Annotated in this window: 11 protein-coding genes; 4 read left to right on the top strand and 7 right to left on the bottom strand. The window is 41.9% G+C overall.

Going from position 1 to position 13,215, the window contains the following annotated elements; translation table 11 throughout:
* Positions 1-37: 37 nt before the first annotated feature.
* The 5 genes from folE to GSQ19_RS18035 form a co-directional block, all read right to left on the bottom strand.
* On the bottom strand, positions 38-745 hold the full coding sequence (gene folE / locus GSQ19_RS18055; protein WP_011319308.1) for a GTP cyclohydrolase I FolE: 708 nt from the start codon (positions 743-745) through the stop codon (positions 38-40).
* 163 nt (positions 746-908) lie between these two features.
* Positions 909-1,634, bottom strand: coding sequence for an SDR family oxidoreductase (locus GSQ19_RS18050; protein ID WP_011319307.1), 726 nt, complete (start codon positions 1,632-1,634; stop codon positions 909-911).
* A gap of 359 nt (positions 1,635-1,993) precedes the next feature.
* Entirely contained in the window at positions 1,994-2,974 is a 981-nt protein-coding gene (locus tag GSQ19_RS18045) for an acetyl-CoA carboxylase carboxyltransferase subunit alpha (RefSeq protein WP_011319306.1), read from the bottom strand.
* Between the two features lie 123 nt (positions 2,975-3,097).
* Entirely contained in the window at positions 3,098-4,117 is a 1,020-nt protein-coding gene (locus GSQ19_RS18040; RefSeq protein WP_011319305.1) for a long-chain acyl-[acyl-carrier-protein] reductase, read from the bottom strand.
* Between the two features lie 232 nt (positions 4,118-4,349).
* Entirely contained in the window at positions 4,350-5,045 is a 696-nt protein-coding gene (locus tag GSQ19_RS18035; RefSeq protein WP_011319304.1) for an aldehyde oxygenase (deformylating), read from the bottom strand.
* Positions 5,046-5,222: 177 nt separating this feature from the next.
* On the opposite strand from GSQ19_RS18035, the gene GSQ19_RS18030 reads away from it, so the two are divergent.
* The 3 genes from GSQ19_RS18030 to GSQ19_RS18020 all read left to right on the top strand — a co-directional run bounded on the left by GSQ19_RS18030 (position 5,223) and on the right by GSQ19_RS18020 (position 9,118).
* A complete protein-coding gene (locus GSQ19_RS18030) occupies positions 5,223-6,050 on the top strand; it encodes a carbohydrate ABC transporter permease (RefSeq protein WP_011319303.1) in 828 nt (275 codons plus the stop codon).
* A gap of 141 nt (positions 6,051-6,191) precedes the next feature.
* On the top strand, positions 6,192-6,437 hold the full coding sequence (locus GSQ19_RS18025) for a hypothetical protein (protein ID WP_011319302.1): 246 nt from the start codon (positions 6,192-6,194) through the stop codon (positions 6,435-6,437).
* 350 nt (positions 6,438-6,787) lie between these two features.
* Positions 6,788-9,118 carry a two-partner secretion domain-containing protein gene (locus GSQ19_RS18020; protein WP_011319301.1) on the top strand — a complete coding sequence of 777 codons (2,331 nt, stop codon included), beginning with the start codon at positions 6,788-6,790 and terminating at the stop codon, positions 9,116-9,118.
* A gap of 27 nt (positions 9,119-9,145) precedes the next feature.
* Here GSQ19_RS18020 and GSQ19_RS18015 read toward each other — a convergent pair whose 3' ends face one another.
* Complete coding sequence (locus tag GSQ19_RS18015) at positions 9,146-10,177, bottom strand: hypothetical protein (RefSeq protein WP_011319300.1); 1,032 nt, start codon at positions 10,175-10,177, stop codon at positions 9,146-9,148.
* A gap of 160 nt (positions 10,178-10,337) precedes the next feature.
* On the opposite strand from GSQ19_RS18015, the gene GSQ19_RS18010 reads away from it, so the two are divergent.
* Complete coding sequence (locus GSQ19_RS18010) at positions 10,338-11,468, top strand: serine/threonine-protein kinase (RefSeq protein ID WP_011319299.1); 1,131 nt, start codon at positions 10,338-10,340, stop codon at positions 11,466-11,468.
* A 112-nt stretch (positions 11,469-11,580) separates the two neighbouring features.
* Here GSQ19_RS18010 and gndA read toward each other — a convergent pair whose 3' ends face one another.
* Positions 11,581-13,011, bottom strand: a complete 1,431-nt coding sequence (gndA, locus tag GSQ19_RS18005; RefSeq protein WP_011319298.1) for an NADP-dependent phosphogluconate dehydrogenase — start codon at positions 13,009-13,011, stop codon at positions 11,581-11,583.
* Positions 13,012-13,215: the final 204 nt, after the last annotated feature.

Raw genomic sequence — 13,215 nt, 5'->3', positions numbered from 1 at the left:
GAAGAAGGGATATTCCCCATTCCCCACTCCCCATTCCCTAAAAGAATGATGGTTGATGACGAATCAAGTTAAAGAATTCTTCTCTAGTTTTTTGTTCTTCTTGGAATACGCCTAACATGGCGCTAGTTACAGTCCAAGAGCCTGGTTTTTGTACACCACGCATCACCATGCACATATGGCTGGCTTCCATCACAACCGCTACACCTTGGGGTTCTAAAATGGTCTGCACAGCTTCAGCTATTTGGCGGGTTAGCCTTTCTTGTACTTGCAAGCGCCGGGAATACATCTCAACAATCCGGGCTAGCTTACTTAGTCCTACTACCTTCTGGTTGGGGATATAAGCAACGTGCGCTCTACCCATGAAGGGTAACATATGGTGTTCGCATAAGCTAAAGAAGTTGATATCTCGCACTAGTACCATCTCGTTATGACCTTCATCAAAGACAGCACCGTTGAGTAATTCTTCTAAAGATTGGTTGTAGCCACTGGTCAGGAACCGCATCGCTTCTGCCACGCGCTTTGGTGTTTTTAATAGACCTTCTCTTTCTGGGTCTTCTCCAACACCCACTAATATTGACCTGACTGCATCCATCATTGAATCCATGTCTTGTTCTGAAGGTTGGTGCAATTCTGGTTCTCGGCCGTTATGGGTATTGCGGTCAGGTCTGGTATTAATAGCTTCTGCCAAGTCGGGAATTAGGGGCGATTGAGCGCGATTGGAACCGTTGGAACTAGCAATAGTCATAATTTCAGTCTTGGTTATGGTTTATTCAATGGTTAACCCCATAAGGGGAATTCAAAATTCAGAATTCAAAATAATCCTACAAACTACGTAGGAGTTAGCTTTCTCTGGATCAGTGCAAGCCTAGCTGTAGGCTATTACGAATTACGAATTTACGAATTACGAATTACAGCGCACCTGCGCTGGGCATGAGCGTCAATTCATCAATGACTGCTTGTGGTGGTAATAGTGCAGTGTAAAGAATTGACTGAGCCACAATTTCTGGGGTGAGCATTTTGGAACGGTCAAAGTCAGCTTTAACCGTCTCTGTATCCCAAAGTCCAGTATTTACAGCCCCTGGACAAATCGCACTTACCCGAATGCCGTGGACACGTTCTTCTTGTGCCAAGGTTTGAGAAAGTGCCATTAATCCTGCTTTACTGACGCTGTAAACTCCCCAGTGCGGAAAAGATTGTTTCGCTGCAATCGAAGACACATTGATGATTGTGCCTGTATGCCGAGCGCGCATTCTTGGCAAAATTCCTTTAATACATTCAAATACGCTGGTCAGGTTCAAGTTAATTACTTGTTGCCAGTCTGCTAAGGGCGTTTCACTTAAGGTAGCTGTGTATGCTACACCCGCATTATTTACAAGAATATCTATGTCTCCAAAGTCAATGGCGATCGCCTGGATTTTCGCCTCTACTTGCGATACGTCTGCTAAGTCTACAGTATACGCTTTGGCTACTACTCCAGTCTGTTTTGTTGCTTCTACTACAGGTGTCAATTTATCCCCAGAACGGCTCACCAAAGCCACATCTATTCCTGCTTTTGCAAAGGCTAATGCCGTTGCTTTGCCAATTCCACTACTTGCCCCAGTAATCAGAGCGCGTCGTTTCTGCTCCAAACTCATGCTTTCTCCCAATTTTTTGGCAGTTTTGCAAGCCCTTGTCACCCAATTATCGAAATTTTTAGAGTCAAATAGATTAAATTAACCTTAAATTTCGATGATATTCCCTGACAAATGCTATGATTATTTGCTATAATTAGTGTTCTCTGCAATTTTAGTTTACACAAAAATAACAAACGCTAGTTTAGAGACTAGCCCATGTTACTACAGTTAATTAGCAAATACTTTGATCTAGCCACCCATCTACATTAGTGGCTATTTAGATATAAATACCTATGGCTGATGAGATTGTTAAAAATCTTTAAGTAGCCACAGGTAATTATAACACTGGTTTTGGGTAATAAATCAATTAAGCGCGTTTGTTAATGTGCAACTTCTGTAAATACACCAATTTTGCGGAACTTATCATAACGCAGTTGGCGGCGTTCCTGTGATGTTAAGCGGTCTAGTTCATCTAAGTTATCTAACAGGGCTTGTTTTAAAGTTGTAGCAGCTGTTAAAGGGTCGGAATGAGCGCCACCTGTGGGTTCAGGTAATATCTGGTCAATGATGCCCAAATTTTTCAGGTCATGGGAGACGATTTTCAGGGCGACGGCGGCTTGGGGAGACTTGCTAGCATCTTTCCAAAGAATTGCCGCACAGGCTTCGGGGGTAGCCACAGTATAGACAGAGTGTTCAAACATTAATAGGCGATCGCCTACACCAATACCCAAAGCACCACCAGAACCACCTTCCCCGATAACGGTGCAGATAATTGGTACATCTAAAGAAAACATCTCGCGCAAATTATAGGCGATCGCTTCCCCTGCACCTTGACGTTCGGCTACTACTGTGGGTAAAGCGCCTGGAGTATCGATAAATGTCAAAATCGGCATACTAAATTTGTTGGCGTGTTCCATCAGCCGCATAGCTTTGCGATAGCCGCCTGGAGTCGCCATGCCAAAATTACGAGCGATATTATCTTTGGTATCTCGTCCTTTTTGATGACCTAACATCACCACAGGTTTACCACCCAAACGCGCTACGCCGCCAATAAGAGCCGGATCATCACCACCACAGCGATCGCCATGTAACTCCATCCATTCATCACTGATGGCCTGAATGTAATCGAGGGTACTAGGACGGCGGGGATGACGTGCTACTTGTAGTCGTTGAGATGGAGACAGAGTACTAAAAATTTCCTCACGCAGTTGCATAGCGCGTGTTTCTAGCTTGCGAATCTCACCAGACACATCTACGCCATTCTCCTCTGCCAGTTGCCGAATTTGATCAATCCGGTTTGCCAGTTCTGCTAGTGGCTTTTCAAAATCCAACAGTAGTGGTTTGCGCTCAGTTGTAGCCATAGTTAGGGATTAGATATTAGGGATCGGGTAGTGGGTATTAGGAATTGGGTATTGGGGATTGGGTACAATCTTGTGACTAGGGTCTATTTTTCTTCTTAATCCCCAGTCCCCAGTCCCCAGTCCCTAAACCAGCAGTGGTCTAAACCCATGTTTCACTGATGCTTGACCAATCTGCTCCATTTTGTCTACGGTAATCTGATTGCGCCCCCAAGAAAAGTTCGTGTACAACTTCTCAAATTCCAAGAGCATAGATTCCGCAAAACAAGCAAATAATTGGCGTGCAGGTACATCCATATTGACTATTTTCATGATTTTCCAGTCAATATCTAGGGAATGTTCGACGATACCTCCGTTCAGTACATAAACACCAGGATACTGAACTTTTGTACCCAAGTTTTTCGGATAACCACCATCAATCAATAAACAGGGTTGTTTCAAAACTTGAGGATTAATTTCCACGCCTTTAGGCATACTAGCTACCCAAACTACAATATCAGCTTGAGGCAATGCTTCATCTAGGCTCATGATTTTACCGCGTCCCAACTCGCTTTGCAACTCTTGGAGACGTTCTTGATTACGGGCGATTAACAGTAATTCTTTTACGTCTGTTTTGGCATCCAGCCAGCGAGTAACTGCACTACCAATGTCACCAGTAGCCCCACATATAGCTACTGTTGCTTGGGAGAGTTCAATGCCGAGTTGTTGTGATGCTTGTTCTACCTGCCGACAAATGATATAAGCTGTGTGAGTGTTGCCTGTAGTGAAGCGTTCAAACTCTAGTGTGACATTACGAACTTGGCTAAACTGTTCCAATTTGAAGTTTTCAAAAATAATGGAGGAGAAACCACCCAAAGCGGTGATGTCAATGCCATGTTTTTGAGCATGAGCCATAGCATTGAGGACTTTGCGGGTTGCGGCTTTAATCCTACGGCTGGCTAGCATTTCTGGTAAAAAGCAAGATTCTACATACCTCCCTTCAATTATTTCACCAGTAATGCTAGTAACTTTAATGTGGTCAACTATTTGCGGTGGAGCGCTGCACCAAAAATCTAGCCCTTGGTCGGCGTATTCTGGGTATCCCAGTTCTTGAGCTACCGCTTGAGCGTGTTCTAAACTTGTCAGATGTCCAATTAGACCAAACATGGAGTGATATATTTAGGCTTGTGTCTTGGCGAATGCGTGGGATATGTGGATAAGAGATAATACTTAACTCTTAAAAATACTATACAAACTGTGATGAATGCTGAGTCCTGAGTTTGATCATGGGTAATTGGTAATTGATAATTGGGAATAAATTTTTATCCATTACCTATTACCCATCACCAGTCTGAAATAGATAACTGGCCGCCTTACTTTAATCAGGAATCAGAACTATTTAAGCTGCTGTGAGTCCGTAGGCTGACATCCGCATAATATCTCTGGTTGTGAAGCCAATATTACTTAGTGCTTCGCCGTACTGAATCATAAAATCTTCCACTAGGGCTTCTTTTTCCATAGCTAAGACTGCCGCATCATCGGCAACTTGATTGAGCATTTTCCAGACTATGGGAAGATTATGACGATTAGCTTCTTCTAGTTCTGCTTTTGATTGAGCGAAATTTTTCTGTAACCAAACTTCGCCGAAGTTGAGGTGACTGTATTCATCTTTAACTACACCCTCAGTGATTTTACGGGCGAAATCGTCAGCCACGGGGATGTAGATATTGTATGCGGCGATCGCAAAACATTCAATAATCAGGGATTGAATCAATAGGCAAGTGACAACTTTACCTTCAGCTGCCGCTTTTTGGAAATTACCGTGTAGCCCGGCAAAGAATTCTTTAGCGAACTCTATGTCTGGGGATACTTGCAGGTTCCGTCCACAAGCTTCAAATCCTTTTTTGTGGCGACTTTCCATTTTCGAGAGGCGAATTAGGTCTTCTTTATCGTCTGGCAGCAGTTGGGATAGTTGAATGTAATTCTCATATGCTTCTTGTTCCCCTTCAATCACGATCGCATTTATGCGACTATAGGCATCTTTATATTTTTCGCTCTTGAAATCGATTTCTAAATCGGCTGCAACCTGCTGCATGATATGTTTACTCCTGTAAACCTGAATTATTTGATACCAGACTTTAATTTACCCTATGAATTTAAGGTAATGCTCACTGTGGTTTAATTTTACTTAACAATTGCCTATGTTATAGATTAGCGGTTGCTGAGTTCGATACTGTATTACCAAAGAAACAAGTGCTTGGCGATCTAACTCATGACCAAACTAAACTGGAATTGGAAATCTGCTGATTTTTGGAGTCTAGCAGCGCTACTGCTGGGGGCATTGATTGTGCTGTTGCCACTGTTTGTGGTTTTTCTCACTTCTTTTGCACCTCCAGGTTCAAATTTAGAACTTTTGCCCAAAAATAATTGGTCATTAGCTAATTACCACGATGCTTGGCAACGAGGTAAGTTCTTGTTGGCATTCGCTAATTCTACCTTGGTAGCGATCGCAGTGACGGCATTTCAGATTGTCACTTCAGCGCTAGCTGGCTACGCCCTAGCGAGACTGAAATTCCGGGGTAGGCAAATACTACTTTTGATTGTTTTAGCGACTTTAATTATCCCTTTTCAATTACTAGTGATTCCCATCTTCTTGGTGTTGAAGTGGGGACACTTGATTAATACCTACGGAGCGCTAATTTTACCAACTGCTGTTAATGGCTTTGGCATTTTCCTTTTACGTCAATATTTCCAGACAATTCCCGTAGAGTTGGAAGAAGCCGCAACCATCGATGGAGCGAACCGGATACAAATTTTGTGGCAAGTGATGTTACCTCTGGCTCGCCCCGCTTTGGTGACGCTGTTTCTGTTCACCTTTATTGCTGAATGGAATGATTTATTTAAACCTTTGGTTTTCACCACCAGACCAGAATTAAGAACGGTGCAGCTAGCATTGGCGGAGTTTCAGGAGCAGTTTACCAATAATTGGCCTTTGATGATGGCAGCAGTCACAATTGCAACTGTACCTGTAATGGTGCTATTTCTTATCGGTCAGCGTCAGTTTATCCAAGGTATTGCTGCTACTGGTATGAAAAATTGAGTACATCCCATGATTTATGATTGATTATCAGTAAAGTTATGTAACTATAACCGTAATTCTCATAAGCCGGACTGATGAATTATTTAGGTCATCAAAAAAATCACCCAACTCAGTTAATAACTTGTAAGGATAAACACAATCATGAATTCTCCAACACAAAAACAGCCACAAACAGACTTTCAAAACGAATTAGTAGATAGCATTGAAAATATTTATACTAATTTTTTCAGTGATAATATTTCTTTAGTAGAGAGTGTTCAAGAAGAGCAAACCTTAACAAATAATGATTTAGAAGAACAAGCTGACCAGCAAACAAAAGCGAACTCTCCCGTAAGAGTAGCCCCAATGGGCTGTGTTATGACTCCTAAAGGTTTGATATGTGATTAATAAAATATGGTGCTTATTGATGAATATTAATCACGATATCATCGATAGCAAGTTAATTTTTGAGAAGTTTAATGTTTCTATGTATCAAAACTCAAAGAAATAGCAACATGATCATGCTGTTTCTGTTCTTACTACATCGATAATTCAATAAAATAAAATTGCTACCGTAGGAGTAAAACATTTTTGATATCCTACGGTATATTATTTGCATATCAAAATATCATCAGCCGGGTTGAAGCTCATAGCATCAAAATATTGGTTGAATTAATTGAGATGTCAATTAATAAACCTAGCCCTAATATTTTTAGTGTTGGGTAAATAGTAAAGGCTGAAAAGGTGTAATAGCATACATGAATAATTTTTGGGTCTGGATTCCCAAGCTAGGAGTTGCGATCGCCGGCGTATTAACCTGCATGACAGATTATGCTGTCGCGCAAGTTGTTCATGATAATACACTAATTAATAATTCCCAAATTAATACACACAATAATATTATTTCTATTGAAGGTGGAACTAGAGCCGGAGATAATCTTTTCCACAGTTTTGAGCAGTTTTCTGTAGCTCAAGGAATTACAGCCGAGTTTAAAAATGCTGTGGATGTAAAAAATATTATTAGCCGAGTGACGGGTAATTCTATTTCTCAGATTGATGGCATTCTGAAAAGCCAATATGAAGCCAATCTTTTTCTGATTAATCCTAACGGCATTATTTTTGGTTCTAATGCTTCTTTGAATATTGGCGGTTCATTCGTAGCGACTACGGCAGATACTTTGATTTTCGCTGATAGAAGAAATTATAGTACAAGAGAGTTATCCCTTGTACCATCTCCTTTATCAATTAGTGTTCCGATTGGTTTACAATTTGGTGCAAATCCAGGTTCTATTCATAATCAATCTCAAACAAGCCCTAATGGAGCTATGAATAGTCTTTTTGAGCCAGTTGGTCTGCAAGTGAAACCAGGTAAAACCCTAGCTTTAGTTGGTGCTGGCTTGATCATGGAAGGTGGGAATCTGACTGCTCCTTTGGGTCGCATTGAACTAGGAAGTGTAGGAAGTAATAGTTACGTCAGTCTAAGTCTAGTAAATCAAGGTTGGATATTGGGATATCAAGGTATTCAAGATTTTCAAGACATACGATTAATTCAAAGAACTGTTGATGGTTCTGCATTTCCATCTCAAATAGATGTGGGCGGTGATGGAGGCGGTAATATTCATATCCAAGGTAAAGCTGTAGAGATGAATGGCCGTGATGTCCGCTTATCGACTCAAACATTGGGTTTCAATAAAGCTGGAGATATAACGATTGACGCAAACAAATTAGTAATTCGTAATGGGGCGCAAATATTAACATTCACTTTCGCTCAGGGAGCAGGTGGAAATTTGGTTATCAACGCGGCTGAATCTGTAGAAGTGATTGGTGGCTTTCTTGTACCGAATACAAATCGTGTTGAACCCAGTGCATTGACAAGTTCAACTGCGTCTGATGGTAAAGCGGGTGATATCACAATTAATACAAAAAGATTAATTGTCCAAGTTGGGGGAAACATATCTACCAGTTCCCTTGGGTTACCAGATTTTAATAACGAAAGAATAATATTAGCTACAGGAGCAGGAGGAGATTTAATAGTCAATGCTGCTGATTCTGTAGAAATAAGTGGCAAAGCCAGAAATGTTCCTAGTTCTTTGTCCGCTTCTACAAATAGTTATGGTAATGCTGGCAAGTTAATGATAATTACAGGAAAATTGACTGTAAAAGATTCATCTGAAGTAGCTGTTGGCAGCGTCGTTTTAAAATTTGCTGGACTGAGAGTTGATAATAGCAATTTAGGCTCTGCTGGGGAACTAAACATAACTGCTCGTTCTATAGTTCTGGATAACCAGGGAAAACTTTTATCAAATAGTGAATCAGGTCAAGGTGGTAATATTGAGATCCAGGTGCAAAACACTCTACTGATGCGCCGTAACAGCCAAATCTCCACAAATGCAGGTATCACATCTGGGCGAGGCGATGGGGGTAATATTATCATCAATGCACCTAATGGTTTTATTATTGGCACTCCTAATGAAAATAGTGATATCACCGCCAACGCATTCTCTGGTAGTGGTGGGAAAATCACTATAAATACTAATAGTGTTTTGGGGTTTGTACCTCGTAATCGTGCCGAATTAGTAAAGTTGCTAGCAACTGAAAATCCTAAAAAACTAGACCCAAATAAGCTTCCTAGTAATGATATTACAGCTTTTTCTCAGGAAAACCCTTCATTCAATGGCATCGTACAAATTAATACACCTGATGCTGATCCTAGTAAAGGGTTAATAGAATTGCCGAGAAATATCATTGATACTTCTGAGAAAATTGTTGCTAGTTGTCATCCTAGTCGAATTTCGCAAAGAAGTTCATTTGTTTCTACAGGAAGAGGAGGAATTGCATCTAGCCCTACGGATACGCTGATTGATGATGCTGTGTTGGTAGGTTGGGCTGCATTACCGACACAGATAGAAAGTAGTGCTGATAGTATTCCTGAACAACACGCACAGCAGGATAATTTGAACGTCTCTCCCCAAATTTTAGAAGCACAAGGCTGGCAAATAGATCGCGACGGTAATATAGTACTGGTGGCGCAAGCACCTACTGTAAATCCTCATACTCCAACACTACATTCGTCAGCTTGTACAGAATAGAAATTGTACAGACGCGATTAATCGTGTCTAATTCGTTTCCTGAATTTGCAAACGGACTGTGTGTTCAGTTGCGCCACTGAGTTGCACTTCCATAACTTCACCACCCAAGGGTTCTATGCAACTGAGGAGCGATCGCAAGTTGGGAGTACTTGCACCAGTATCTACATATAATCTATCTGCTAAATTACTGATGCGTTTCCAAGTCATGTATAACTTGGCAATAGTTTGTTCTATTTGGGATGCTTGATTGACTAAATCAGCCGCTACACTTAGACAGCCGACCCTTTGGGCTTCTTCTAGGGCTGTTTCAATATCTACATCATTCTCTGTTAAAGCTTGGACTTGGGCGGCGGATTTGAGATATTTGCCTAATTGTCGTGCCTCTGTTGTGGCTTGTTTGAGGGTATCAACGTCGGGATTGGCAGCTATTTCACGCTGGATGAACTTTTGGTGTGATTCTGGCAGTTTTTCCATTTCCTTCACCAGAGGGGCAATGTAGCGCGGAGGAAGGGAATTTTCTGCGGCTTTTACCTTGACTGGTTCTGGTAATAAATCTGAAGACATCGCCGTCCATTCGTCCGTGAGTTGACGGACTTCGCGCCTAGTGATGCGATCGCCTTTGCTGGCGGCTTCACTGACCATTTGTTGCACTTCTGGGGAGGCTTTGGAGGTTTCCACAAAAGCCCGTTTACTAAAATTATTCACCGCGCTTGGCTCAAGCTTGCCCTCTTCTAGGAGAGTATCAGCACTATTGGCCAGTTGAATCCAAGCATAAGCTTGACTCTTACTGATTTCTCGTTCCTTGAGCCAATTGAGAAAACCAGTACCACGTCCGTCGCCACCTTTCTTTTCTCTGTCGCGGATTGCCCTTAAGATTCTTCCCCGCCAGATTTCGGTTTGCAAATCAAAGCGATCGCATACCTGCCAAGCTACATCCAACTGCTGTTGGAAATCTGACTCTGGAATCTGTTCATCTTCGGGATCGGGCAGTTCAAAAGTGAGATCCGCAGGCTGTTGTAAGGCTGCTGCCAGGTCGTTGATATTATCCGTTGATTGCACAGTCGGTAACTTATTACTCTAGCGATCGGCTTATTATTACACAATCTGGTGACATCGGCTCAACAGAGTGCTGACTCAGTCCGCTTGACGAACATAACCACTCTGGGCTAGCACAAGGCAAAATAAAGACAGTAAGAGCGATGTGAACACCATCCCACCAATGAGCTACTGTCTTAACCCCCGTTGTCCCAAGCCTGAAAATCCTCATGATGTGAAATTTTGCCTAAGTTGTGGTTCTAAGCTACATCTAAAAGAACGCTATCGGGCTATCAAACCCATCGGACAAGGTGGTTTTGGCAGAACTTTCTTAGCAGTGGATGAAGATAAACCCTCCAAACCTCGCTGTGTCATTAAGCAATTTTATCCCCAAGCTCAAGGTACTAACACAGTCCAGAAAGCTGTGGAATTATTTACTCAAGAAGCCATACAGTTAGACGAATTGGGTAAGCATCCGCAGATTCCCGAACTTTTGGCATACTTTACCCAAGACGATCGCCAATACTTAGTACAAGAATTTATTGACGGGCTAAACTTGGCGCAGGAACTAGCACATAAAGGTGTTTTCAGTGAAACGCGAACCATTCAACTATTAAATGATTTGTTGCCTGTATTGCAATTTTGTCATAACAGACAGGTGATTCATCGGGATATTAAGCCAGAAAATATTATCTTACGTAATAGTGATAACAAACTAGTTGTAGTAGATTTTGGTGCTTCTAAATCTGCCACTAATACAGCCTTAAATCAAACTGGGACAAGTATTGGTAGTCCTGAATATGTAGCACCAGAACAAATGCGGGGTAGGGCTATATTTGCCAGCGATATTTATAGTTTAGGAGTCACTTGTATTAATTTGTTGACTGGGAGATCGCCTTTTGATTCCTACGACACCAACAATGATACCTGGGTATGGCAGCAATATGTAAAACCACAAGTTAGCAATTATCTATCTCAAATTATCAACAAAATGACAGCAAGCGTTCCCGCAAGACGCTATCAAACTGTAGAGGAAGTTTTAAAGGATTTAAATCAGCATTCACCAGTAGCAACTACACCAGCAAAACCTAGTCATCAAGTCCCACAAAATCCTCCCCCACAACCTGTGTCAAAAACCCAGAGTCAAATTGACTTGGAATTAGAGGAATTGAAAACGCAATTTTTGCCTGGTGGGAAATCAAAACCACAAAATATACAACCACAACCTGCAACTAATAATAATTCTGCTAAGAGTGCAATTGATTTAGAGTTAGAAGAATTAAAAGCTAAATATCTTGGGAATAATAACGGCTAAATTATCCAGGTTTTCTTGTGTGACTGTACGAGAGGACTTAACTTGATAAAAAAGTGACTCTAATATTTAGAGCCACTAATAAATTAAGTTCAGAATTTAGAGAATTACCAGCTTATTTCTTGGCTTCAGCAATGGGAACCCATTCAGTGTGGAAAGCGCCAGCTTTATCGGTACGCAAGTAGGTGTGTGCGCCGAAGTAGTCGCGTTGTGCCTGTGTGAGGTTCTGGGGTAGGCGATCGCGGCGATAGCTGTCAAAATAATCCAAGGATGCACTAAATGCGGGTACTGGGATTCCGAGTTTAGCCGCAGTGATGATTACTTCCCGCCAAGCTGCTTGTCTGTCGAGAATTGTTTGCTTAAATTCTGGAGCGAGTAGCAAGTTGGGTAATGCGGGATTTTCGTTAAATGCCTTCTTAATCTTATTCAAGAAGCCAGCGCGAATAATACAACCACCTTTCCAAATCCGCGCCAATTCACTCAGATTCAAATTCCAATTAAATGTTGTGGAAGCTGTAGATAGCAAAGCCATCCCTTGAGCATAAGAACAAATCTTGGAGCAGTAAAGTGCATCCCGGACTTTGTTAATAAACTCTTTGGTATCGCCGTCATATTTGCCACTAGGGCCTGTCAACTGCTTAGATGCTGCTATGCGCTCATCTCGAATGGAAGAGATAATCCGAGCATTCACTGCTGCTGTAATGGTGGGGATAGAAACACCCAATTCCAAAGCAGTTTGTACAGTCCAGCGTCCAGTTCCCTTTTGACCAGCTGCATCAACAATCAAATCCACCAAGGGTAACTTGGTATCTGGGTCAACATAGGGGAAGATATTGGCTGTAATCTCAATCAAAAATGAATTGAGTTCATCGGTAGTATTCCATTGGGCAAATACTTCATGTAGTTGTTTAGCATCCAGCCCACCAGCAGTTTTCAGCAAGTCGTAGGCTTCTGCAATCAACTGCATATCGCCATACTCAATACCGTTGTGTACCATTTTGACATAGTGACCGGAACCACCAGGGCCAACATAAGTTACACAAGGGCCATCATCAACTTGAGCAGCAATTTTGTTGAAAATGGGGGACAGATACTCGTAAGAACTTTGTGTACCACCGGGCATCAGTGAAGGGCCATTGAGTGCGCCTTCTTCACCACCACTGACACCCATCCCCAGGAAGCGTAAGCCTGCTGGTTCTAGTTCTTGAGTCCGTCTTTGGGTATCTTCAAACCAAGAGTTACCACCGTCGATGATGATATCGCCTTCATCTAGTAGAGGCTTGAGCTGCTGAATTACTGCATCCACTGGTTTACCAGCTTGCACCATCACTAGAATCTTGCGGGGACGTTCTAGTGCAGCAACAAACTCTTCCAGGGTAAAAGCAGCTTTAACGTTGCGTCCACCAGCACGCTGTGCCATGAAAGCATCGGTTTTCTCTCTGGAACGGTTATAAACTGCAATTGGGAAGCCATTACGCTCCACGTTTAGAGCGATATTCTCGCCCATAACGGCTAAACCAATCACACCAAAGCTTTGTAGTGTCATAAACTATGTTTGGCTAACTCTTGCAGGTTCTTTCATCTTTAAGGGTAGACCGAGTTTTTCTCTTCTCCCCTAAAGAAGACATTAAGAGTTAATTTAAAGAATAAAAGCTCACTAGTAACACAGATAAATAGTTTTAATTTGTATCCAAATCAACAATTAACTTGTAAAATTTGCGAAATTGGGGGCTAGGGATTGGGGACTGGG

It is taken from the genome of Trichormus variabilis 0441 (assembly GCF_009856605.1).
GTDB lineage: Bacteria > Cyanobacteriota > Cyanobacteriia > Cyanobacteriales > Nostocaceae > Trichormus > Trichormus variabilis.
Note: the sequence above shows the minus strand (reverse complement) of the source record. Positions and strands in the feature narration are given on the sequence as shown.

Excerpts from the sequence above, each read along its gene's own strand:
- folE (WP_011319308.1), bottom strand. The coding sequence starts at position 745 with ATGACTATTGCTAGTTCCAACGGTTCCAATCGCGCTCAATCGCCCCTA.
- GSQ19_RS18050 (WP_011319307.1), bottom strand. The coding sequence starts at position 1,634 with ATGAGTTTGGAGCAGAAACGACGCGCTCTGATTACTGGGGCAAGTAGT.
- GSQ19_RS18045 (WP_011319306.1), bottom strand. The coding sequence starts at position 2,974 with ATGGCTACAACTGAGCGCAAACCACTACTGTTGGATTTTGAAAAGCCA.
- GSQ19_RS18040 (WP_011319305.1), bottom strand. The coding sequence starts at position 4,117 with ATGTTTGGTCTAATTGGACATCTGACAAGTTTAGAACACGCTCAAGCG.
- GSQ19_RS18035 (WP_011319304.1), bottom strand. The coding sequence starts at position 5,045 with ATGCAGCAGGTTGCAGCCGATTTAGAAATCGATTTCAAGAGCGAAAAA.
- GSQ19_RS18030 (WP_011319303.1), top strand. The coding sequence starts at position 5,223 with ATGACCAAACTAAACTGGAATTGGAAATCTGCTGATTTTTGGAGTCTA.
- GSQ19_RS18025 (WP_011319302.1), top strand. The coding sequence starts at position 6,192 with ATGAATTCTCCAACACAAAAACAGCCACAAACAGACTTTCAAAACGAA.
- GSQ19_RS18020 (WP_011319301.1), top strand. The coding sequence starts at position 6,788 with ATGAATAATTTTTGGGTCTGGATTCCCAAGCTAGGAGTTGCGATCGCC.
- GSQ19_RS18010 (WP_011319299.1), top strand. The coding sequence starts at position 10,338 with ATGAGCTACTGTCTTAACCCCCGTTGTCCCAAGCCTGAAAATCCTCAT.
- gndA (WP_011319298.1), bottom strand. The coding sequence starts at position 13,011 with ATGACACTACAAAGCTTTGGTGTGATTGGTTTAGCCGTTATGGGCGAG.